Source organism: Nonomuraea longicatena (genome assembly GCF_039525605.1).
GTDB classification, from domain to species: Bacteria; Actinomycetota; Actinomycetes; order Streptosporangiales; family Streptosporangiaceae; genus Nonomuraea; species Nonomuraea longicatena.
On record NZ_BAAAHQ010000046.1, the window covers coordinates 50,751 to 71,749 of the forward strand.

Consider the following 20,999-nt stretch of genomic DNA (forward strand, 5'->3'; position numbering starts at 1 on the left):
CCGCCCCCGCAGCCAGCCCACATGCGCGACCAGCGCGGCCGCCTCCGGCCCGCCGAGCCAGGCTTCGACGTGGTCGCGCAGGTCGCGCTCGATCTGCCTGATGCGCTCGCGGGTCACGGAGAAGCGCTGGGCGAGTTCGTCCAGTGTGACCCGCTGCGAGGCGTACAGGCGGTCGCGGGCGATGGCCCGCTGCCGCTCGTCGAGCGCGCCGAACAGGCCGTCGACGATCTCGGGGATCGGGCGTTCCGGCCCCGCCGCCTGCTGGACCGCACCGGCCGCCGGCCCCGTGAGCCGCTCGAACACGCCGGCGAACAGCTTCTGGACGACGTCCTTGCCCAGGGACTCGGGGGTGCGCTCGCTCTCGGCGGGGTCGGAGAAGCGCAGCAGCGGCAGGATGTCGCCGAGGGCGAGGTGCCCCCAGAAGGCGACGGAGAGGTCGGCCAGGTCGCCCGCGACGGTCTGGGTGCCGGCGAGCGCGCAGGCGCGGTCGACCGGGATCGCGTGCCACCAGGCTTCCGGCAGTCGTGGCTCTTCCGCGATCGGCGCGATCTGGCTGGGAGAAGTCCAGCGCAGCGGGGGCGCTAGGTCGCTCAGGCTGAGGTTCATTGGGGTCCAACCGGCAATGGGAAGATATCCGCAGTTCAGACTATGTGATCAAAAGGCGAGAAAAGGGCTACCTCTCCCAGAATGGGAAATGTAGAGCATGGATCGGGCACGTGTGCAGGCCATGTAGAGAATGCCGCGCTCGCGCTGGAGGGCCCTGGCCCGGTGGGCGGGATCGTCCGGCAGCGGCTCCGGGACGACGCCCTCCGCCACCCCGACGAGCGCGACGCGGTCGAATTCCAGGCCCTTGAGATGGTGGAACGTCCCGACCGCCACCCCGAGGTCGCCCAGTGCCCGGCGGGCCGACCTGACGACGGGCATGGTGCGCGCGGCGACCGCGATCTCCTGTTCGGGCACTCCGTCGTCCAGCCATGACCGCACCGTAGCCGCCAGGGCCGACATCTCGGCCTCGGGAGAGTCGAAGGCCCGCACCGACGGCCGCTCGCCCGAGCGCTCCGCCCGCAGCCCCGACATCCCGGACATGCCCCTGACCAGGCCGTCCGTCGGACCGCCGCCGCGCAACCTGACGCCGAACGACAGCGTCTCCTGCGGCAGCCGGTGGGAGACCAGCAACGTGTGCTGGACCGCCGGGATGCCGACCGAGCCCAGCTCCACCCGCGTCCCCGTGATCCGCTGGTGCGGGTCGCCGACGATGAACAGGTCGTCCGGCGCACGCGGCACCGCCGCGCGCAGCAGCAGCCACTGCGCGGCGCTCACGTCCTGCGCCTCGTCCACGACCATGTGCCGGTACGGCTTGCGCCCCGGATCCCGCTCGTCGTCGAGGACGTCGTCGAGCAGGTCGCCCGTCTGCCGCGTCAGCAGCCGCAGCGCCTCCTCCGTCAACTCCTCCATCGAGCGCGCCGCGGGCCCCACGAGCGCGGGCCGCTTGCCCTCCGCGTCGGTGACGATGCGCAGGGCCAGCCGCTCGGCGTTGTCCACCTCGACCCGCTTGCGCACACCCTCGTCGGGCAGCAGTTCGTCCAGCCGGGCCGACAGCAGCTCGCACAGGCTCTGCGAGTACGTCACCAGCAGCACCGGCCCGGTGCCGTGCGCCGCCAGATGGGCCGCGCGGTGCAGGGCGAGCAGCGTCTTGCCGGTACCCGCGCCGCCGATCACCAGCACCGGCCGGTCGTACCTCGGCGTGCGCGCCAGCCGGTGCTGCGGCGGATGCAGGAACGTGCACCAGCCGGGCGCCGCCAGCACCCGTTTCAGCTCGGCGGCGTCACCGGCGAACGCCGCCCGGTCCGGGCTGCGGACCAGCGCCGCGTACAGGTCGCCCGGATCGACGTGGCCGGTGTCGCCGGGTACGGCGCGGCAGCCGTCCAGCTCCCGCCACGCCTCCGCCAGCGAGCCGCCCGCCGCGAGGACGGCCAGCGGCAGGTGCTGCGTGGGCGGCAGCAGGGGTTCGAGCGCGGCCACGTCCGCCTCGGTCGTGACCAGCCGGACCAGGGGCAGCAGCCGCACGTCTAGGCCGAGGGCGAGCAGGTCGCCGTCGCAGATCGGGTCGAACAGCCGTGCGGCGCCCGCCGAGCGCCGCAGCGCGGGCTCGACCCGGTCGAGCGCGTCGGCGTCCCATTCCTCCAGGACGCCGATGACGGGGTTGACGCCGAAACGGTGCCGCTGGGCGAAGGAGACGGCCTCCGGGTCGGGCAGCAGGGTGCGCAGCCAGTAGACCTCGCGCTGCCGTACCGCCACCGCCCGATGGCCTTCGGCCAGTCGCAGCGTGACCAGGCGGGAGTCGCGGGCGCCCCTGACCCGCTCGGGCCGGGGCGCGCCGTTCTCCGTCAGCAGGAACCTGCGCAGCGCGGTCACGGCGCTCTCACGCACCGGAGCGTCCAGTGCGCCGAGGTCCCGGGGGAGGTCGGGGCCGATCGCCAGCCTCGGCACGGCTCAGTCCAGGAGGCTGAGCAGGTCGCGGTCCCCGCGCTCGCGCAATCGGGCGAGCACCTCGCTCAGTCCGACGGGGCCGGTCATCCCGATCCGCGTCGCGATCACCCGCGCGGCCACGTCCAGCCCGGCGTCGGGGGCGGTGTAGCAGACGAGCCGCAGCGCCTTGGTGACCGGGTCGGCGCTCGGCGCCGCCATCGGCAGGTGCCTGGCCCGCAGCACCCCCTCGTCCGACAGGGTCAGGAACACGTGCCCGCCGACCTTGGCCCCGACGTCCGACAGCAGCCGCGACACCGACTCCAGGACCGGGCGGCCGTGCCAGCTCATCGTCAGCTCACCCGCCGCGCTCCGCACCGTGCGCGCCTCTCCCGGCGACAGGCCGAGGTAGGAGGCGAAGCCGGTCGGCAGCGCGCACTCGCCGCCCTCCAGGTGCTCGGGTGTGACGTCCACCCGCAAGTACCACCGCCCGTCCGGCTGCCGGAAGCAGCGCCTGGTCTGGGAGACGTCCTTGAGCGGCTGGTACGGCTTGCCCGACGCGTCGCCGTTCTGCTCGTTCTTCTCCGGCTGCTCGACCGGCAGCGGCTGCGGCGTGAACGCGCTGAACTGCGGTGGCCCGGCGGCGCCCACCGGTTCGGGGATGTGGATGGGCTCGGGGACCCGTACCGGCTCGGGGACCTGTACCGGCTCTGGCTCCGGCTCCGGCGGTTCGGCGGCCTGCCCGGGTTCGGCGCTCGGCGCGGGCGCCGCCGGGAGGTTCAGCGTCGCCTGCACGAACTGCCACGCCGGGACGTCCAGCGCGCGGATCACCCGACCGTGCCAGTCCGCGGCGGCGATCAGCTTCTCCCGGGCGGCGTCCGCGCCGAGCGTGGCGCGCAACTCGTCCAGATGCTCCCGGTACGGCGCCGCCTCCTCGTCGGCCAGCCACTGCCGTACCCTGGCGCGCAGCCGCGCCTCCGTGGTGACGATGTCGGCGGAGGTGACGGCGAAGAGCTTGGCGAGCTGCTCGGCGGCGGAGGGCTCGGCGGTGAACACCCGGTTCTGGGCGACGGCCCAGCTCCGGTCGTCGAGATCGGCGAACGCGGCCTCGACCAGCGCCAGCAGCGGATGGTCCGCCGCGACCGGTTCGGCGACGTCCTCGGACTCCGGTGTGTCGGCGGGCTCAGGCTCCGGCCGGGTGACGTCCTCGGACTCCGGTTCAGGGACCTCCGCCGCCTGTGGCCCGTCGGTGTCCTCGGCCTGTGGCCCGTCGGTGTCCTCGGCCTGTGGCTCGGCCACTGCCTCCGGCTCTGAGACCGCCTCGGACTTCAGCTCGGAGGCGGTCTCAGGCCGGGGCTGGGAACCGGCCTCGGCCTCCCACTCGGCCACGGCCTCAAGATCGGGCCCAGGCACGGGTTCCGGCTCGGCGACGGCTTCTTCCTCCGATGGGGGCTCCGCCAGGGCGACCGCCGCCAGAGCGGCCTGCGCGGTGGGACGTTTGCCGTCAGAGGCGCCCAGGGCCTCGACACCGGAGAGAGCACCACCGGAGGGCCCGGCATCCAGGACCCCGCTGTCCCGCGCCTCGGCGGCGAGCGCGCCGGATTCTTCGGACACCGAGGCTTCGGCGTCCAGCGCCTCGGCGTTCGGGGCCGAGCTCTCGGCGTCGGAGGGTGCGGCGTCGGAGGACGCGGCGCGCGCGGCTTCCCCAGCGGAGGCTTCTCGGTCCTCGACAGCCGAATCGGTCGGCTGGTCCAGGTCGGCGTCGTCCTTCGACGGGGCCTGTGCGGGCACCTGGACGGCCCTGTCCTCCGTAAAGGTCTCCACGGACGCCTGAGCGCTCCGCTCGGGCGTCTGGACGGCCTCCGCAGGCGTCTGAACGGCTTCCGCGGGAGACGGAGCGGCATCGGCGGGGATCACGGCGCCTTCCGCGGCCACTCGCGTGGCGCCCGCGCGTGCCACGGCGCTCGCGCGTGCCACGGCGCTCGCGCGTGCCACGGCGCTCGCGCGTTCCACGGTGCCGCCACGTTCCACGGTGCCGCCACGTTCCACGGTGCCCGCGCCGCCCGGTGCCAGCCGTACCAGGACTGCTGTGAACAGGACGTTGAGCACCGGCCGGGCGTGGATGAACGGCTGGTCCAGCAGTTCGCGCCCGGTCAGCGACAGCAGGCCGGGCCACGACCCGGCGCGGTCGAGGGCGATGGCCACCTGGGGTTCGTCGGCGTCGTCCGGATCGAGCACGTGGAGGGCGGGCAGCACGTCGCCGATCGCGGCGGCGGGCCACTGCTCGATGGCGATCTCCGTGAGCAGCTCACCCAGGCGCTCCGGGCCGATGGCGGCCAGGACCCGGGGCAGGGGCAGGCTGCGCCACCACGCCTCCGGCAGCTCGGGTTGCCCGCGAAGCAGTGTGATCGCGGACGCGTCGCTCCACCGCAGCGGTGGTACGAGGTCGCTCAAACAGAAATTCATCCCGTTCCGTTCACCAGCCCCTCACGCCGCCGTAGCGGTGCCGCCATCCTCACGCCCACGGAACAGACCATAGTCCGGCAAATCGCCCCCACGCATCATGGTCGGGTGGATCAGCGTCTGACAGCAGCGAAGCGTAGCCGCACGTAGTCGGCCATCCACCCCGTCTCCCTGCGAAGAGCCGGCGCGGCCAGTTCGTCGACGCGTCCGAGCAGGGGTGCGACGATCTCCGGCGGCAGCCCTTCGAGAACGGATCCGGCGAACATCCGCACCCAGTCCGAGGCACCTCCGGGACACTCGTCGAGCGGCGTGGGCCGGTCGAAGTACTCCAGGAGCCGGACGACGAAGCCCGCCTTCTCCAGCCGGGCGGCGTACTCGGCGGGCGTGGGGAAGTACCAGGGCAGGGAGGGCTCGCGCAGGCCGTACTCGCGCCACGCGGTGGACATCGCGGCGGTCAGCTCGGCGCAGTTGCCCGCGCCGCCCAGCTCGGCGACGAACCGCCCGCCGGGCACGAGGGCCGCGCGGACGTTGTCGATGACCCGGCCGGGGTCGCGGCTCATCCAGTGGAGCGCGGCGTTGGAGAAGACCGCGTCGTACGGCTGGGCGACGGTGAACTCGTGGCCGTCGCCGATGCCGAAGTCGAGGCCCGGGTAGCGGGCGAGCGCCTTCTCGATCATCGCGGGGGAGCCGTCGATCCCCAGCACCGAGGCCCCGTGCCTGGCGATCTCGGCGGTCAGCACCCCCGTGCCGCAGCCCAGGTCGAGCACCCGTTCGCCGGGCCGGGGGTCGAGCAGGCCGACCAGGGGCGCCCCCCTGGCCGAGACGTATCCGAAGCCGGTGTCGAAACCCCGGTGGTCCCACCGTTCCGGGCTCGGCGCGTCGTATCGCACGGCGATCAGCTCACAATCTCCGACAGCGGGCCCCCGTGGCCGTGTTGTCGGTCACTGTAGATGCTGACCGTCACTCATGACATATTTGCCACTTCACCATCAGCCCACGTTCTTCGCCCATTCCCTCTTCAAATAGGACTTGGCGGCGTCCGACTGCGGGATCGTGAGCATGATCGGCGGACCGGGCGCGACCGGCAGCTTGGCCGCCTGCTCGGTGTCGAGCGTGCCGCGCATGACCATCGCCTCACCCCTGGCGGGCCGCGCCCAGCCCTTCTGGATCAGGTTCTGGCCCTCGTCGGAGAACAGGAACTCCTCCCACAGCCGGGCGGCGGCGGGATGCGGGGCGTCCTTGCTGATCGCCTGCACGTAGTACGTGCCGAGCGCGGCGTCGCGCGGGATCGTCACCTTCCACGCCTCGGGGTCGGCGGCGGCCCTGGCCGCGTTGAGGTAGTCCCAGTCGAGCACCGTGTTGGCCTTGGCGACCTCGGTGTAACGCCCGCCCTGCTTGAGCTTGGCGAACAGGTCGATGCCCGCCTCCGGATGGGGGGCGCCCTGGCGCAGCGAGGCGGCCATCACGCCGCTGAAGGCGGCGGAGGCGCGCAGCGGGTCACCGGCCAGCGCGACCTTGTACTCCGGCTTGAGCAGATCGGAGAAGGAGGCGGGCGTGCCCACCTGGCGCGGGTCGTAGCCGATCGACATGTACCCGCCGTACCCGGCGTACCAGGCGCCCTTCGGGTCCTTCACGTGGTCGGGCAGGTCCTGCCAGCCCTGCACCTTGTACGGCGCGAAGCGGGCGGCGTTGGCGATGGCCACGTCCAGGCTCAGGTCGAAGACGTCCGGCTTGAGCTGGGCGGCGGCCGCGATGGCGCGGGCGCCGTTCGCGCCGGGTTCGTACTCGTTGACCTTGATCCCGTAGGTGTCGGAGAAGGTGTCGATGACCTCGCCGTAGTTGACCCAGTCGCGGGGGAGCGCGATGACGTTCAGCTCGCCCTCCTGCTTGGCGGCCTCGGCGAGCCTGTCCATGGTGGTGAAGCCGTCCTTGAGCGAGGCGGCCTTCACGTTGGGCGGCGGCAGCGGCTTCTCCACCGTGGTGGACGCGCCGCAACCGGCGCTCACGAGGATGGCGGCTGCGGCAGCGCAGGTACGTACTGTCACACAACGAATACTTACCGTTGCGTTCGCCCAGGTCGAGGAGGCGCGGCCGGGACAACGCGGCCCGCGACCAGTGACTCCTCGGCGATCTCCACGATCGTGCCGTCCCGTTTACGCACTCTGAGCACGCCGGACGTCCAGGACTCGAGAACGCCGACGGCGTCGCGGAAGCCTCCGGGAACCGTTCTGCGGGTCGTCACGCGGGCCCTGACGTCGGCCGGTGTGATCTTGATCACCAGGCGTCCGAGCACGAGTTTGCCACCCTCCGTTTCGGCCACTTGGCAAGCACGGCAATACTAGGGCTTAGCAAACCGCGGTCGGAGTCGTGCCATGGTGCGAAGAAGAAGGAGCTCGAGGTGACCTACGTCATCGCGCAGCCTTGCGTGGACGTCCTGGACAAGGCGTGCATCGAGGAGTGCCCCGTCGATTGCATCTACGAGGGCGAGCGGATGCTTTACATCCACCCCGACGAGTGCGTTGACTGCGGCGCGTGCGAGCCGGTGTGCCCCGTCGAGGCGATTTTCTACGAGGATGACCTTCCCGAGCAGTGGAAGGACTACTACAAGGCTAACGTTGACTTCTTCGAGGACCTCGGCTCGCCCGGCGGCGCCTCGAAGGTCGGCAAGATCGACAAGGACCACCCGGTGGTGGCCGCCCTCCCGCCGCAGGCCGAGGGCGACCACTAGCCTGACGCCGCGAGCCGAGCGGGCCACCTGCGGGTGTCGCCCGCTCTCTGGAGACCCGTGAAGAACCTGCCAGACTTCCCCTGGGACCGGCTGGAGCCGTACAAGGATCGCGCAGCCGCGCATCCCGACGGCATCGTCGACCTGTCGATCGGCACCCCCGTGGACCCGGTTCCCCCGCTGGTCAGGCAAGCGCTGGCGGGTGCTGCGGACAGCCCCGGGTACCCGTACACGCACGGGACCAAGGAGCTTCGCGAGGCGGCCGCGGGGTGGCTCGCGCGCCGCCACGGCGTCCACGTCGGCCAGGCCGACGTGCTGCCGCTGATCGGCTCCAAGGAGTTCGTCGGCTGGCTGCCGACCTACCTCGGCGCCCGCTCGGTGGTCTTCCCTGAACTGGCCTATCCGACCTACGACGTCGGCGCGCGGCTGGCGGGTGCCGAGGCGCGTCCCGCCGACGGGCTGCTGGCGCTCGGTCCCGAGCACGTCGACCTGGTCTGGGTCAACTCGCCGGGCAACCCGACGGGCCGGGTGCTCCCGGCCGAGCATCTGCGCAAGGTGGTCTCCTGGGCGCGCGAGCGCGGCACGATCGTCGCCTCCGACGAGTGCTACATCGGGCTCGGCTGGGAGGAGGAGCCCGTCTCGGTCCTCCACCCCGACGTGTGCGGCGGCTCCCACGAGGGGCTGCTCGCCGTCCACTCCCTGTCCAAGCGCTCCAACCTCGCGGGCTACCGCGCCGGGTTCGTCACCGGCGACCCCGTCCTGGTGAAGCGGCTGCTGGAGATCCGCAAGCACGCGGGCATGCTCATGCCGGCGCCGGTCCAGGCCGCGATGCGGGCCGCGCTCGACGACGACGCCCACGCCGACGCCCAGCGCGAACTGTACGCCGCGCGCCGCGCGCTGCTGCGGCCCGCCCTGGAGGCGGCGGGCTGGCGCGTCGATCACTCGACGGCCGGGTTGTACCTCTGGGCCTCCAACGGCGAGTCGTCGTGGGACCAGGTACAACGGCTAGCCGAAACCGGCATTTTGGTCGCGCCCGGAGAATTCTACGGAGCCGCAGGTGGACGCCACATCCGGGTGGCGATCACCGCGACCGACGAGCGGATCAGTGCGGCGGTGCGCCGCCTCCAGTAGGATCGCGCCCGCGTGAACCACCACACCTAGCCGTCAGACCGCGAGCGGAGCGAGCTGGACGATGAGCATGACCTCCTGGGTCGTACTCGGGTTGAGCCTCGCCACCGTCCTGCTGCTCCTTGGGGCCTTCGTCGCCACCATGCGCCAGGACCGGAGAGGCCGTCCGGCCGCGCCTCCGGCCGAACCCGCTCCGGCCGGCGACCCGCTGCCCGCGCCGGTCTTCATGCCCGCGCCGAGCGTGGCCGACTACGACGACCCGCGCGAGATCAGGGTCGGCGACGACATCCAGGTCCACGGCACGCGCAAGCACGTGCGCGGCGCGCTGCACATCTCGCTGCAGGGCAAGACCTGGACCGAGTACGTTCTCACCGACACCACCCGGCGCCCCCAGTCGCTGACCGTCGAGGTCCATCAGGGGCTGGCCGGCGGCGACCCGTCGCACCTTGAGGTGCTGCTGTGGAACGAGGTGCCGACGCAGGGCATGGTGCCCGCCAAGAGCATGCTCATCATGGAGGGCGTCGAGTTCTTCCCGATCGAGCGCGGCACGGCCGCGTTCCGGTCCGAGGGCGACACGGGTCATCCCGATCGCGGGCTGGTCGACTTCGCCGACTACCGGGCCGCCGACGGGCGCCTGCTGTCCTTCGAGCGCATGCACGGCGGCGCCTGGACGGCCAGCTACGCCCAGCCCCTCCCCCCGGGCAGCATCATCATCGTCGGCCACACCCCCTGAAAGCCGCGCCCTCCTGAGAGCCACACCCCCTGAGAGCCATACCCCTGAGGGCCGCTCCCCTGAGGGCCTCGCCCCCTGAGGGACGTGTCTCCCTGCAGGGCGACCCCTCCTGAGCGGTCGGCCGTGGTCGTGCGGCTCAGGACATGCGTACTTCCGTCGTCGTGGTTCCGGTCGCGGGCTTCCAGCCCTCGACGTCGGGATCGGCCGACCAGGCGACGCCGTCGTAGCCGACCTTGCGCAGGCCGTACTTCCCGGCGTGAGCGACCGACCACGACGCGACCAGCCAGCCGCGCCGTTTGCTGACGATCGCGGTGCTGCCGAGCGCGCGGGCGAGTTGGCGGCGGGCCTCGGCGGGGCGCGGCTCGGCGGCGGCGTTCCGGGCGGCGCCGGCGGAGGCGCCGTCGGCGGCCTTCGCGTCGGAGTCAGAGGTGGCGCTCCGGGTGGTCTCCGGTGGGTAGACGCACTTCAGCGACTTCGGCACCCGGCCGGTGAACGCCGAGGCCAGGATCTTGGCGTCGCTCTCGTGCGGGCCGTAGGCGTACCCTGCGGCCGAGCGCTGCACCTCCTGGGCGGCGTCGGCGAGCGGCATCTTCAGATAGCCCTTCACCTTGACCAGCGCGGCGAAGAACTTGTTGGTGGAGTAGACGGGGTCCATCAACTGCTTGGGCTTGCCCCAGCCCTGCGAGGGCCGCTGCTGGAAGACGCCGAGTGAGTCGCGGTCGCCGTAGTCGAGGTTGAACAGCTTCGACTCCTGCAGCGCCGTCGCATAGGCGATCACGACGGCCCGCTCGGGCAGTTTGCGGCGGGCGGCGACCGCCGCGATCGTCGCGGCGATCTGGGCCTGTTCGACCTCCAGGTACAGCGAGCCCTCCGGGACGTCCACGCTGCAGCCCGCCACGATCTCGCGCAACGGCTCGACCCGGCTGAGCAGGTTGTACAGGCCCACGGTGATGGCCACCGCGAGCACCAGGACGATGGCCGCGATGGTCACGACCCCACGTGAGAAGCGCAGGCGCACCCTGAGAAACCTACCCGGCCAGATAGGCTCCGGGGCCATGAGCTACCAGAGCATGGCGTCCCCGCTGCCTCAGGCGGTGGACGAACTGTGGGAGCGGCGGGCCGAACTGTCTCCCACGGACGCCGAGGCGCGCGCGGTCGTGGTGGCCGCCGTCGACCTGCTGGACTCCGGCCGGGCCAGGGTCGCGCGGCTGGTCGACGGCGAGGTGGTGACCGACCCGCGCGCCATGCGGGCGATCCTGCTCGGCTTCAAGCTGCTCGGTATGGCACGCTCCCAGGTGGGCGACTTCCAGCACCACGACAGGATCCCGCTGAAGACGACCTTCGAGGGCGTGCGGGTGGTGCCGGGCGCGATCGCCCGCTGGGGTTCGTACGTGGCGCCGGGCGCGGTGCTGATGCCCTCGTTCACCAACATCGGGGCGTTCGTGGACGCGGGCACGATGGTGGACACGTGGGCGACGGTAGGTTCGTGCGCACAAATCGGGAAAAATGTGCACTTGTCGGGTGGGGTGGGCATCGGCGGTGTGCTCGAACCGCCGGGCGCCACCCCGGTCGTCATCGAGGACGACGCGCTCATCGGCAGCCGGGCCATGATCGTCGAAGGCGCCCGGGTCGGGCGTGGCGCGGTGGTGGGCGCCGGGACCATCCTGTCCGCGTCGATGCCCGTCATCGACGTACAGACCGGTGCGGAGATCGCGCGCGGACGCGTACCCGACTGGTGCGTGGCCGTCGGCGGCACCCGGCAGAAGGAGTTCCCCGGCGGCACCTTCGGGCTGCCCTGCGTGCTCGTGCTGCGCAAGCTCGCCGAAGGGGAACGCCATGACAAGGCCGCGCTCAACGACGTACTCAGGGAACACGGCGTCAACGCCTGAAGGAGGATCATGCTCGACCTGACCCAGGACGCGGGCACGCTGACGGCCGCGATCGTCGACGTCCCGTCGGTCAGCGGCACGGAGAAGGAACTCGCCGACCTGGTCGAGCAGGCCCTGCGCGGCCTCGGCCACCTCACCGTCGAACGCTCCGGCGAGACCGTCGTCGCCCGCACCTCGCTCGGCCGGGCCGAACGCGTGCTCATCGCCGGGCACCTCGACACCGTGCCGGTCGCGGGCAACCTGCCGAGCCGCGTCGAGGGCGACCGCCTGTACGGCTGCGGCACCTCGGACATGAAGGCCGGTGTCGCCGTGGCGCTACGGCTGGCCGCCGCGCTGCCCGCGCCTGCCCGCGACGTCACCTACGTCTTCTACGACTGCGAGGAGATCGAGGCCGAGCGCAACGGGCTGACCCGCGTCGCCCGCGAGCGCCCCGAATGGCTGGCCGCCGACTTCGCCGTACTCATGGAGCCGACGGACGGCGTGATCGAGGGCGGCTGCCAGGGCACACTGCGCGCCGAGGTCACCGTGACCGGCAAGCGCGCCCACTCGGCCAGGTCGTGGTTCGGCGTCAACGCCATCCACGGCGCCGAACCGGTCCTGGCCAGGCTCAACGCCTACCAGGCCCGGCTGCCCGTGGTCGACGGGCTGGAGTACCACGAAGGGCTCAACGCGGTCGCGGTGCGCGGCGGGGTCGCGGGCAACGTCATCCCGGACGAGTGCGTGGTCACCGTCAACTACCGCTTCGCCCCCGACCTCACCATCGAGCGGGCGCAGGAGCACGTGCGCGAGGTCTTCGACGGCTTTCGGGTGGACTTCGTCGACGCGGCGCCCGGCGCCCGGCCGGGGCTCACCGACCCGGTGGCGGCGGCCTTCACGGCGGCCGTGGGCGGTACGCCGAGGGCCAAACTGGGGTGGACGGACGTGGCGCGATTCTCGGCGCTCGGTGTGCCTGCGGTGAATTACGGCCCGGGGGATCCGAATCTCGCCCATCAGCAGGGGGAGTGGGTGTCGCTGGCGAAGATCGCCGACAGCGAGCGGGCCATGATCGGCTGGCTCTCGTGAAAGTGGCTCTCCTCGCCGGCCATTTGGCGGGGAGAGCCACTTTCAGTCCCGAGCAGCACCCTCGCCGATTAGACGCAGGGTTCGCGAAAAACGGTTCCCACCTTTTTCCAAGATTTTCCGCGATTCGGTAAACCGAGCCGTCTGCTGGGGTGTCACCCGCCTTCACCAGGTGTTCGCCGGGGATCGCCCCACGCGGGATAGCGTGCACGGTATGAAGAAGTCACGTCCCGAGCGCCGCCAGGGTCAGGCGGTCGTACGCGGTAGCCTCGTCCCCCAGTCCACCCACGACGAGCGGTTGCTCGACCGCCAGCAGGCTTCGGACTGGGTCCACACGGACCCGTGGCGGGTGCTGCGCATCCAGGCGGAGTTCGTGGAGGGCTTCGGCCAGCTCGCCGAACTACCGCCCGCCGTCACCGTGTTCGGCTCGGCCCGCACCCCTGAGGACTCCGCCGAGTACGCCATGGGCGTCCGGCTCGGCAAGGCGCTGGCCAGTGCCGGGTACGCGGTCATCACCGGCGGCGGCCCCGGCGTGATGGAGGCCGCCAACAGGGGCGCGGTGGAGGTGCCCGAGGCGGTTTCGGTCGGGCTCGGCATCGAGCTGCCCTTCGAGCAGCGCCTGAACGACTATGTGGACCTCGGCATCGAGTTCCGCTACTTCTTCGTCCGCAAGACCATGTTCGTGAAGTACTCCTGCGGCTTCATCACGCTGCCCGGCGGCTTCGGCACGCTGGACGAGCTGTTCGAGGCGCTGACGCTGGTGCAGACGAACAAGGTGACCTCCTTCCCCGTGGTGCTGATGGGCACCGAGTTCTGGGGCGGGATGATCGACTGGATCAAGGGGACGCTGCTCGGCACCGGCAAGATCGCCGAGCGCGACCTGGACCTCATCCACCTCACGGACGACGTCGACGAGGCCGTGCGCATCATCGTCGAAGCCGACCGGGCCCGCTCGCGCCACGAGGGTGTCGGAGTGGAGGAGTTCCCGCAGGCCGAGCCCCAATAGGCTGAGCCCTTGTGAACGTCTGCGTCTATCTCGCCTCCAGCCTCGCCATCGACGAGAAGTACCTGCACCTCGCCGCGGGCGTCGGCACCGAACTCGCCCGGCGCGGCCACACCCTGGTCAGCGGCGGCGCCACCGTCTCCTGCATGGGCGCGGTGGCCAGGGCGGCCCGCGCGGCGGGCGGCCACACGATCGGCGTCATCCCGCAGGCGCTGGTCGAGGTGGAGATCGCCGACCACGACTCCGGCGAGCTGATCGTCACGGCCGACATGCGCGAGCGCAAGGGCGCCATGGACGCCCGCTCCGACGCCTTCCTGGTGCTGCCGGGCGGGATCGGCACGCTTGAGGAACTCTTCGAGATCTGGACGGCGCGCGTGCTCGGCCTGCACGACCGGCCGCTGGTGATCCTCGACCCGTGGGGGCTGTACACACCGCTGCGGCAGCTTGTGGAGAACATGTACGAGGCCGGGTTCACCCGCCCCGGCGTGTTCGACGCCATCGCCTGGACGACGACCATCGAGGAGGCGTTCTCCCAGCTTGAGGGCGCGACCCCGGCGTTGCGCCCCACCGCCGCCGAACTCGGTGAGGCCATGCCGTGACGGGCGGCCGTGGCCGGAACGGCTAGGCCAGCGCCCGCCGGGTGAGCGCGGGCGGGCGGACACCCTTGATCGTGTCGGTCATCTCGATCGCCTGCGCCACCTCGGCACGGTGGGACGTCACGAAGACCCGGGCGCCGTGCCAGCGGTAGATCGCGGCGGCGGCGAGCGCGGCGTCGAGTTCGCCGGGCAGGGTGACCAGCACCGTCGCGCCCGCCGCCGACAGTTCGGCCGCCGCCTCGGGGGAGTGTGCGGCGGTCCATGAGGGGTCAATCTCCGCACCAGGGCTCACGAGTGTGGGCTGCATGTCTCGATCGTATGAGTACGATGCCAATGTGCTGGTCGTACTCGCCATCGCCGCGCTGGCCATTCTGGCCTGCGTGGTCCTGGTATCCCTTGGCAAGGGCGGTGAGCTGAGCGAGTTCCCGCCGGACGTACCGCCGCTCGACCTGCCCGAAGCCGGGCAGCTCACAGCGGTCGACATGATGGCGCTGCAACTGCCGGTCAACCTCGTCGGCTATCACACGCAGAGCGTCGACGAGACCCTGAAGCGGGCGGCCAGCGCGATCAGCGCCCGCGACACCCGCATCGCGGTGCTGGAGCAGCGGGTCTCCGACCTGATGTCCGACCACCCGGAGTGGCGACAGGACGAGCGCTCGACGGAGCAGCCGGACTCGCAGCCCGAGGCCGTCGTCGAGGCTGCGACGGAGACCCCCGAAGAGACCCCCGCAGTCGCGGAGGCGGTCCCTGAGGCGGTTTCCGTGGCGGAGGCGCCGTCCGTGGAATCGGATCGGCCGGACAGCGAGAAGTCCCCGAAGTCCGAGAAGCCCCTGAAGTCTGACAAGCTCCTGAAGTCGGAGAAGGCCGAGAAGCCGGTGAAGCCCTGGTGACCGAGGTGATCCGGTGCTGGTGGACCGGGATGAGTGATCCCGACTACCTCGACTATCACGACCATGAGTGGGGCAGGCCCGTCCACGGCGACGACCGCGTCTTCGAGCGGGTGTCGCTGGAGGCGTTCCAGTCCGGCCTGTCCTGGCTGACGATCCTGCGCAAGCGCGAGAACTTCAGGAACGCCTTCGACGGCTTCGTGATCGACAAGGTCGCGGCCTACACCGAGCACGACGTCGAACGGCTGATGTCCGATGCCGGTATCGTCCGCAACCGGGCCAAGGTGGAAGCCGCGATCGGCAACGCCAGGGCGGCGCAGGACCTGCCGGACGGCCTCGACGCGCTGGTGTGGCGCTACGCGGACCCCGGCGCCCCGGTCCCGAGGACGATGGCCGATGTCCCGGCGACCACCCCAGGCTCCAAGGCACTGGCCAAGGAGCTGAAGAAGCACGGCTTCCGGTTCGTCGGCCCGACCACGGCCTACGCGCTGATGCAGGCGATCGGCCTGGTCAACGACCACATCGAGGGCTGCGTGGCCCGCTGATCAGCGCTCCGGCGCCGGCATGCCCGAGCAGCGGCGCCCGAACTCCGGCGCGCCTGAGCGTCAGCGGCCCTTGAACACGGGTGTCTCCTTGGCGAGGAAGGCGCGGGTGGCGGCCCGGTGGTCCTCGGTGGCCGCGCACTCGTCCTGCAGCCGCGCCTCCAGCTCCAGCGACTCGGCCAGCGTGTGCGTGGCCGCGTAGGCGAGCGCCCGCCGCGTGGCCGCGTACGCCCTGGTGGGGCCGGCGGCCAGCCGTACGGCGAGGTCGCGTGCGGTTTTGAGTACCTCCTCCGGCGGGACCACCCGCGTCACCACGCCCAGCTCCAGTGCGCGGGCGGCGTCGAGCGGCTCGCCCAGCAGCAGCAGTTCGGTCGCCCGGCCGGGCCCGACGAGCCGCTGGAGCGTCCAGGAGGCGCCGGAGTCCGGCACCAGCCCGATGGCTGCGAAGGCCATCGCGAACCTGGCCTTCTCCGAGGCGACGCGCAGGTCGCAGGCGAAGGCGAGCGAGGCGCCCGCGCCCGCCGCCACGCCGTTCACGGCGGCGACGACCGGTTTGGGCATGGTGGCGAGCAGTTCGACGATCGGGTTGTAGTGCTCGTGCACGGTCCCCGCGAGCCCGCGCCCCGCCTCCAGGTTGTCGGCGTGCTCGCGCAGGTCCTGGCCCGCGCAGAAGGCCCGCCCGGAGCCGGTCAGCAGCACGGCCCGCACCTCGTCGTCGGCGGCGGCCCGGCGGAGCGCGTCGAGCAGGGCCGTCTTCAGCTCGGCGGTCAGCGAGTTCATGGCGTCGGGCCGGTCGAGGGTGATGGTGGCGACGGCGTCGGACACGTCGTAGCGGATCAAGGGACCTCCAGGTGCTGGTCAACGAACGCGGCGGCTCTGGGGAGCAGGCGGGCGGCCTCCTGCTCGAAGTAGGCCCTGGCCTTCACGCCCGGCCACCCGTCGGGCAGCAGTTCCGTGGGCAGGCCGGGGTCGTGGAACAGGAAGTTGCGCCAGCCGTGCACCAGTCTGCTCCTCGTGGCGAACACGAGATCGTCCGGGGCGCCTTCCGGGAGCGTCGCGACAAGCTCGGTGGCCTCGGCCAGCCAGAGCTCGTAGGAGCCGCCGATGACGTCGAGGTTCCAGGCGCGGGCCAGCAGTTCGCCGGGGTCGCCCTCCAGCGCGGCGTCGAACCGGTCGGCCGCCACGCCCTCGCCGTCGAGCAGGTTGTCCAGCTCGATCGAGGAGCGCGGCCCGAGCCAGGTGCCCTCGGAAAGGGCGGCGTACCCGAGGAAGGACAGGTTGGCGCGCAGCCGCTCGCGACGCCCTCGGTCGGGGACCGGCCCGAGGACGATCACGTGCCAGCGACCGCGCCAGCTGATCGTCCCAGCTCGGTAAATTCTCAGTGCGGCCTCGTCAAGACGCCTGACGCACCTGGGGGTGAGGCCGTATCCGGGTCCGTGGCGCAGTCTCACGGGCGTCAGCCAGCCTTGGCGGACCATGCGCGAAACGGCGGTGCGCACGGCAGGAGCGGCGATTTCCAGGGGCCTCATGAGCCGCACGAGGGCGGCCACGGACGCCTGTCCGCCGCGTGTTCGCAGGTGGTCTCCGTAGAGATCGAACAGAGCTGCGCGGGCATGCACGAAGTCCAGTTTGGACGTCTTCGCACCCCCCGACAACGCATTCTGGGAGGAGATCGTTACCCATGATGGCTCTCGATGCGGGAGAATAGGACATCACAGAAGACGTGAATGCGCCGACCGCCCTCGTGGGAGGCCGGTGGTCGCGGGCCGCGGGAGCCCAAGGCAGGAAGGGATACACGCATGGCGGCGATGAAGCCGCGGACCGGCGATGGTCCGCTCGAGGTCACCAAGGAAGGGCGCGGCATCGTGATGCGCGTCCCTCTCGAAGGTGGCGGCCGGCTCGTCGTGGAGATCTCCGCCGACGAGGCGCAGGCGCTCGGCGAGGCGTTGAAGAACGTCGTCGGCTGAGAGCTCCCGAGACCGACTTTCAGCTCCACGGCCCTGGCGTGCCCCCGCGCCAGGGCCATTGACGTGTTTGGAGAGATGTTCCGTGCCCATTCAGACCACGATGTCGGTGGTCGCCGAGGCCCCCGTCGGCGCCGAGCTGCTGGCGGTGCCGTACTCACCCGACCTGAACCCCTCCCTTCCCGGCGACCTGCCGGTGCCCGTGGGCGCGCTGCTCGCGCACTACGAGGCCAAGGGCGAGGCGGGCGAGATCGTCGAGGTGCCGGTCGCCCTCGGCGAGGGTGTCGGCAGAGTGCTCCTGTACGGCACGGGCGACGGTTCGCCCAAAGCACAGCGCAAGGCCGCCTCGGCGCTCAGCCGCCGCGCGAAGGGCCGGGCGGAGCTGACCGTGGTGGTGCCCTCCTCCGACGCTTCGGCCTTCGCCGAGGCCGCCCTGCTGGCCGCCTACACCTTCCGGATGGGTACGCCCGGTAAGCCTCCGGTGGGTTCGCTCGTCCTCGTGGGCGCCGACGAGCCGTCCGCGCTGCGCGGCGCCGCCGTCGCGCGTGCGGTGGCGCTGGCCCGCGACCTGGCCAACACGCCCGCATCGGTGAAGAACCCGCAGTGGCTGGCCGAACAGGCCACAGGACAGGCCACAGGACAGGCCACTGTGCAGGCCCCTGGCCAGGACGTCGCCGTGAAGGTGTGGGACGAGGAGGCGCTGCGGGCCGACGGCTTCGGCGGCATCCTGGCGGTCGGCCAGGGGTCGGCGAGCCCGCCCCGGCTGATCCGGCTCTCCTACGACCCGCCGGGCGCCGTCAAGCACGTGGTGCTGGTCGGCAAGGGCATCACCTTCGACACCGGCGGGCTGTCGCTGAAGCCGTCCGAGAACATGAAGCTCCAGAAGACCGACATGGCGGGCGGGGCGGTGGTGATCTCGGTGATGTCCGCGCTGGCCGGGCTCGGCGTCCCGGTGAAGGTCACGGGCCTGGTCGCGGCGGCGGAGAACATGCCCTCCGGCACCGCCCAGCGGCCGGGCGACGTCATCACCCAGTACGGCGGCCGCACGGTCGAGGTGCTCAACACCGACGCCGAGGGGCGGCTGGTGCTGGCCGACGCGCTCGCCTACGCCGACGCGGAACTCGACCCCGACGTGGTCGTGGACATCGCCACGCTCACCGGCGCGATCACGGTCGCGCTCGGGCGCACCGTCGGCGGCCTCTACTCCACGGACGAGGGGCTGGCCGGGGAACTGATCGCGGCGGGTGCGGCCGCCGACGACCGGCTGTGGCGGATGCCGCTGATCGACGACTACGCGGCGGCGCTGGAGTCGCCGCTGGCCGACCTGTCCAACATCGAGTCGGGCAGCCGCTACGGCGGCGGGTCGATCACCGCGGCCCTGTTCCTGCGGGAGTTCGCGGGCGGGCGGCCGTGGGCGCATCTGGACATCGCGGGCGTCGGCCGCAGCACCGCCGAGGACGGCGTGCTCACCAAGGGCGCCACCGGTTTCGGTGTGCGGCTCCTGCTGGAGTGGCTCAGCCGGACAGCTTGACGGCCGTCAGCAGCCCGTCGCCGAGCGGCAGCATCAGCGGACGCAGCCGGTCGTCGCCCTGGACGAGCTTGCCGAGCTCGCGCAGGGCGACGGTGTCGGGGTCGCGGTGGGCGGGGTCGGCGACGCGGTGGTGCCAGAGCGCGTTGTCGAAGGCGACGATCCCGCCCACGCGCAGCAGCCGTACGGCCTCGGCCAGGTAGTCGGCGTACTCCTGCTTGGCACCGTCGAGGAAGACCAGGTCGTAGCCGCCGTCGGACAGGCGGGGGAGCACGTCGAGGGCGCGGCCGGCGATCAGCCGGACCCTGCCGCCAGCGAATCCGGCGTCGGCGAACGCCTGGCGGGCCAGCCGCTGGTGCTCGGGCTCGACGTCCACGCTCGTGAGCGTGCCGTCGGGGCGCATGCCGCGCAGCAGCCACAGCCCGGACACGCCGCAGCCGGTGCCGACCTCGACGACGGACTTGGCGTTGAGCGCCGTGGCGAGGAAGCAGAGTGCGGCGCCGCCGCCGGGAAGGATGGGCACCGCGCCCATCTCCAGGCCGCGCTGCCGCGCCGTGAGCAGCACCTCGTCTTCCTGATGGAACTGCTCCGCATAGGCCAGAGTGGCCTCTACCGGGCTGGTCATCGGCCTCCTCCCCCCACTTTCATGCGATTGGTCACCGGTCGCAGCCTAGGGGAGACACGCTCGGACGGGAACTCTAGCCGCTCCTATCGCGTTGCAGGTTTAAACGGGCTTTGCCGGTCCGGAAGGCAGGCAGTACGCACGAAGGGACAAAACCAGGCACTATGGCGGTAGCGGTGGTCCCAGAGAGAGGAGCCTTGGTGGACGGAAGCGACCACCAGGTGGCTGAGTGGACTCCTCCCTCCTGGGAGGAGGTCGTGCGGACACACTCCGCGCGCGTGTACAGGCTGGCGTATCGGCTGACCGGCAACGTCCACGACGCCGAGGATCTCACCCAAGAGGTCTTCGTGCGCGTGTTCAGGTCCTTGTCCAGTTACACGCCGGGCACGTTCGAGGGCTGGCTGCACCGGATCACGACCAACCTGTTCCTCGACATGGCCAGGCGCAGGCAGCGCATCAGGTTCGAGGGCCTCGCCGACGACGCCGCCGAGCGGCTGCGCGGCCGTGAGCCGTCGCCCGCCCAGGCGTGGGACGACGCGCACTTCGAGGCCGACGTCCAGGCGGCACTCGACGGCCTCGCGCCCGAGTTCCGGGCCGCCGTGGTGCTGTGTGACATCGAGGGCCTGTCGTACGAGGAGATCGCGGCCACGCTCGGCGTGAAGCTGGGCACGGTCCGGAGCCGTATCCACCGTGGCCGGGCACAGCTTCGGGAGGCGCTTGAGCACCGCGCGCCCCGCAGCGCTGAACTCCCCCCGTCCGTCAACCCTTCGGGGATCCGTGGGGAGGAAGGCTGATCATGTCCCATCTTGGAGAGCGGGTCTCGGCGCTCGTCGACGGCGAACTGAGTCACGTCGACAGAGAGCGGGCCCTTGCCCATCTCACCTTCTGCGCCGACTGCAGGAGGGAGGTCGAGTCGATGCGGGCGCTCAAGTCGCGCCTGCGGTCGCTCGACGGCCCGGCGATGCCCGCCGATCTGACCATGTCGCTGCTTCGGATGTCGGAGCCGGGCGGACCGTTGCCGCCCCGTGAGCGCCCTTTCCCGCCCACGTTCGGAGGGGTCCCCATCCCGGGGCCGCACAGCATCGCCCCTTTGGACAACCGGCCGCGCAGGGACGCCTCCGGCGCCTCTTCCGGCCCTGGACGTGGAAGTAGGCGCAGGGGGGCCTACGTCGCCGTCGGCGTCGTGTCCGCCGCCGTCGCGCTCGGCACCTTCTTCGTGGTCAACACCACCGCCGAGGTCGGCACACCGCCGCCCATCGAGCTGTTCGAGCAGGGTCCGAAGGCCACGCCGACGTCAACCCCGTGATCGCCTCCGCCCGTGGCCTGCGATACTCGGATGACGGCATACTCGCGGGTGGCTTATGACCTGCATATGCCGGTCGCGCCATGATTGC

The 20,999-nt window shown here is 71.6% G+C and carries 24 protein-coding genes; 13 read left to right on the top strand and 11 right to left on the bottom strand.

Annotated features, from left to right (window positions below):
• From ABD120_RS34190 to ABD120_RS34215, 6 genes are all read right to left on the bottom strand, one after another.
• Positions 1 to 606, bottom strand: a 606-nt coding sequence (locus ABD120_RS34190; RefSeq protein WP_343954436.1) for a sigma factor-like helix-turn-helix DNA-binding protein, incomplete at its 3' end; no start/stop codon positions are given.
• A gap of 48 nt (positions 607 to 654) precedes the next feature.
• Positions 655 to 2,490: a UvrD-helicase domain-containing protein gene (locus ABD120_RS34195; protein WP_343954437.1), complete on the bottom strand. Its 1,836-nt coding sequence runs from the start codon at positions 2,488 to 2,490 to the stop codon at positions 655 to 657.
• A gap of 3 nt (positions 2,491 to 2,493) precedes the next feature.
• Positions 2,494 to 4,920, bottom strand: a complete 2,427-nt coding sequence (locus ABD120_RS34200; protein ID WP_343954438.1) for a hypothetical protein — start codon at positions 4,918 to 4,920, stop codon at positions 2,494 to 2,496.
• 122 nt (positions 4,921 to 5,042) lie between these two features.
• Positions 5,043 to 5,819 (bottom strand): methyltransferase domain-containing protein, encoded by a 777-nt coding sequence (locus ABD120_RS34205; protein WP_343954439.1) that lies wholly within the window; start codon positions 5,817 to 5,819, stop codon positions 5,043 to 5,045.
• Positions 5,820 to 5,918: 99 nt separating this feature from the next.
• On the bottom strand, positions 5,919 to 6,974 hold the full coding sequence (locus ABD120_RS34210; RefSeq protein WP_343954440.1) for an ABC transporter substrate-binding protein: 1,056 nt from the start codon (positions 6,972 to 6,974) through the stop codon (positions 5,919 to 5,921).
• An 11-nt stretch (positions 6,975 to 6,985) separates the two neighbouring features.
• Positions 6,986 to 7,249: a hypothetical protein gene (locus ABD120_RS34215; protein WP_343954441.1), complete on the bottom strand. Its 264-nt coding sequence runs from the start codon at positions 7,247 to 7,249 to the stop codon at positions 6,986 to 6,988.
• Between the two features lie 78 nt (positions 7,250 to 7,327).
• Here ABD120_RS34215 and fdxA point away from each other — a divergent pair, with 78 nt between their 5' ends.
• The 3 genes from fdxA (at position 7,328) to ABD120_RS34230 (ending at position 9,515) form a co-directional block, all read left to right on the top strand.
• Complete coding sequence (gene fdxA / locus ABD120_RS34220; protein WP_343954442.1) at positions 7,328 to 7,657, top strand: ferredoxin; 330 nt, start codon at positions 7,328 to 7,330, stop codon at positions 7,655 to 7,657.
• Positions 7,658 to 7,714: 57 nt separating this feature from the next.
• Positions 7,715 to 8,785, top strand: coding sequence for a succinyldiaminopimelate transaminase (gene dapC, locus ABD120_RS34225; RefSeq protein WP_343954443.1), 1,071 nt, complete (start codon positions 7,715 to 7,717; stop codon positions 8,783 to 8,785).
• Positions 8,786 to 8,846: 61 nt separating this feature from the next.
• On the top strand, positions 8,847 to 9,515 hold the full coding sequence (locus ABD120_RS34230; RefSeq protein ID WP_343954445.1) for a DUF4178 domain-containing protein: 669 nt from the start codon (positions 8,847 to 8,849) through the stop codon (positions 9,513 to 9,515).
• A 136-nt stretch (positions 9,516 to 9,651) separates the two neighbouring features.
• Here ABD120_RS34230 and ABD120_RS34235 read toward each other — a convergent pair whose 3' ends face one another.
• Positions 9,652 to 10,506: a hypothetical protein gene (locus ABD120_RS34235; protein ID WP_343954446.1), complete on the bottom strand. Its 855-nt coding sequence runs from the start codon at positions 10,504 to 10,506 to the stop codon at positions 9,652 to 9,654.
• A 64-nt stretch (positions 10,507 to 10,570) separates the two neighbouring features.
• On the opposite strand from ABD120_RS34235, the gene ABD120_RS34240 reads away from it, so the two are divergent.
• The 4 genes from ABD120_RS34240 (at position 10,571) to ABD120_RS34255 (ending at position 14,065) form a co-directional block, all read left to right on the top strand.
• Positions 10,571 to 11,404 carry a 2,3,4,5-tetrahydropyridine-2,6-dicarboxylate N-succinyltransferase gene (locus ABD120_RS34240; RefSeq protein ID WP_343954447.1) on the top strand — a complete coding sequence of 278 codons (834 nt, stop codon included), beginning with the start codon at positions 10,571 to 10,573 and terminating at the stop codon, positions 11,402 to 11,404.
• A 9-nt stretch (positions 11,405 to 11,413) separates the two neighbouring features.
• A complete protein-coding gene (dapE, locus tag ABD120_RS34245) occupies positions 11,414 to 12,466 on the top strand; it encodes a succinyl-diaminopimelate desuccinylase (protein ID WP_343954448.1) in 1,053 nt (350 codons plus the stop codon).
• Between the two features lie 211 nt (positions 12,467 to 12,677).
• Complete coding sequence (locus ABD120_RS34250; protein ID WP_343954450.1) at positions 12,678 to 13,469, top strand: LOG family protein; 792 nt, start codon at positions 12,678 to 12,680, stop codon at positions 13,467 to 13,469.
• Between the two features lie 11 nt (positions 13,470 to 13,480).
• Positions 13,481 to 14,065, top strand: a complete 585-nt coding sequence (locus tag ABD120_RS34255) for an LOG family protein (protein WP_343954452.1) — start codon at positions 13,481 to 13,483, stop codon at positions 14,063 to 14,065.
• 22 nt (positions 14,066 to 14,087) lie between these two features.
• On the opposite strand, the gene ABD120_RS34260 is transcribed toward ABD120_RS34255, so the two are convergent.
• On the bottom strand, positions 14,088 to 14,369 hold the full coding sequence (locus ABD120_RS34260; RefSeq protein WP_343954453.1) for a hypothetical protein: 282 nt from the start codon (positions 14,367 to 14,369) through the stop codon (positions 14,088 to 14,090).
• Between the two features lie 28 nt (positions 14,370 to 14,397).
• Here ABD120_RS34260 and ABD120_RS34265 point away from each other — a divergent pair, with 28 nt between their 5' ends.
• Positions 14,398 to 14,952, top strand: a complete 555-nt coding sequence (locus ABD120_RS34265) for a hypothetical protein (RefSeq protein ID WP_343954455.1) — start codon at positions 14,398 to 14,400, stop codon at positions 14,950 to 14,952.
• Complete coding sequence (locus tag ABD120_RS34270; RefSeq protein WP_343954457.1) at positions 14,949 to 15,494, top strand: DNA-3-methyladenine glycosylase I; 546 nt, start codon at positions 14,949 to 14,951, stop codon at positions 15,492 to 15,494. The genes ABD120_RS34265 and ABD120_RS34270 overlap by 4 nt, the downstream gene beginning before the upstream one ends.
• A 60-nt stretch (positions 15,495 to 15,554) precedes the next feature.
• On the opposite strand, the gene ABD120_RS34275 is transcribed toward ABD120_RS34270, so the two are convergent.
• Together ABD120_RS34275 and ABD120_RS34280 are read right to left on the bottom strand one after the other, a co-directional pair.
• Complete coding sequence (locus ABD120_RS34275; RefSeq protein WP_343954458.1) at positions 15,555 to 16,331, bottom strand: enoyl-CoA hydratase-related protein; 777 nt, start codon at positions 16,329 to 16,331, stop codon at positions 15,555 to 15,557.
• Positions 16,328 to 17,110, bottom strand: a complete 783-nt coding sequence (locus ABD120_RS34280; protein ID WP_343954459.1) for a PaaX family transcriptional regulator — start codon at positions 17,108 to 17,110, stop codon at positions 16,328 to 16,330. The genes ABD120_RS34275 and ABD120_RS34280 overlap by 4 nt, the downstream gene beginning before the upstream one ends.
• Before the next feature lie 180 nt (positions 17,111 to 17,290).
• On the opposite strand from ABD120_RS34280, the gene ABD120_RS34285 reads away from it, so the two are divergent.
• Complete coding sequence (locus ABD120_RS34285; protein WP_181019706.1) at positions 17,291 to 17,458, top strand: DUF3117 domain-containing protein; 168 nt, start codon at positions 17,291 to 17,293, stop codon at positions 17,456 to 17,458.
• Positions 17,459 to 17,540: 82 nt separating this feature from the next.
• Positions 17,541 to 18,986, top strand: a complete 1,446-nt coding sequence (locus ABD120_RS34290; protein ID WP_425564083.1) for a leucyl aminopeptidase family protein — start codon at positions 17,541 to 17,543, stop codon at positions 18,984 to 18,986.
• Here ABD120_RS34290 and ABD120_RS34295 read toward each other — a convergent pair.
• A complete protein-coding gene (locus tag ABD120_RS34295; protein WP_343954460.1) occupies positions 18,970 to 19,608 on the bottom strand; it encodes an O-methyltransferase in 639 nt (212 codons plus the stop codon). The two genes, ABD120_RS34290 and ABD120_RS34295, sit on opposite strands and share 17 nt — an antisense overlap.
• A 161-nt stretch (positions 19,609 to 19,769) precedes the next feature.
• Here ABD120_RS34295 and sigE point away from each other — a divergent pair, with 161 nt between their 5' ends.
• Together sigE and ABD120_RS34305 are read left to right on the top strand one after the other, a co-directional pair.
• Positions 19,770 to 20,399: an RNA polymerase sigma factor SigE gene (sigE, locus tag ABD120_RS34300; protein ID WP_343954461.1), complete on the top strand. Its 630-nt coding sequence runs from the start codon at positions 19,770 to 19,772 to the stop codon at positions 20,397 to 20,399.
• 2 nt (positions 20,400 to 20,401) lie between these two features.
• A complete protein-coding gene (locus tag ABD120_RS34305) occupies positions 20,402 to 20,911 on the top strand; it encodes an anti-sigma factor family protein (protein WP_343954462.1) in 510 nt (169 codons plus the stop codon).
• Positions 20,912 to 20,999 lie beyond the last annotated feature (88 nt).

Bases quoted from the DNA above. Each gene is read 5' to 3' on its own strand.
- ABD120_RS34230 (WP_343954445.1), top strand. From the start codon at position 8,847: ATGAGCATGACCTCCTGGGTCGTACTCGGGTTGAGCCTCGCCACCGTC.
- sigE (WP_343954461.1), top strand. From the start codon at position 19,770: ATGGCGGTAGCGGTGGTCCCAGAGAGAGGAGCCTTGGTGGACGGAAGC.
- ABD120_RS34305 (WP_343954462.1), top strand. From the start codon at position 20,402: ATGTCCCATCTTGGAGAGCGGGTCTCGGCGCTCGTCGACGGCGAACTG.
- ABD120_RS34250 (WP_343954450.1), top strand. From the start codon at position 12,678: ATGAAGAAGTCACGTCCCGAGCGCCGCCAGGGTCAGGCGGTCGTACGC.
- ABD120_RS34285 (WP_181019706.1), top strand. From the start codon at position 17,291: ATGGCGGCGATGAAGCCGCGGACCGGCGATGGTCCGCTCGAGGTCACC.
- ABD120_RS34295 (WP_343954460.1), bottom strand. From the start codon at position 19,608: ATGACCAGCCCGGTAGAGGCCACTCTGGCCTATGCGGAGCAGTTCCAT.
- ABD120_RS34260 (WP_343954453.1), bottom strand. From the start codon at position 14,369: ATGCAGCCCACACTCGTGAGCCCTGGTGCGGAGATTGACCCCTCATGG.
- dapE (WP_343954448.1), top strand. From the start codon at position 11,414: ATGCTCGACCTGACCCAGGACGCGGGCACGCTGACGGCCGCGATCGTC.
- ABD120_RS34240 (WP_343954447.1), top strand. From the start codon at position 10,571: ATGAGCTACCAGAGCATGGCGTCCCCGCTGCCTCAGGCGGTGGACGAA.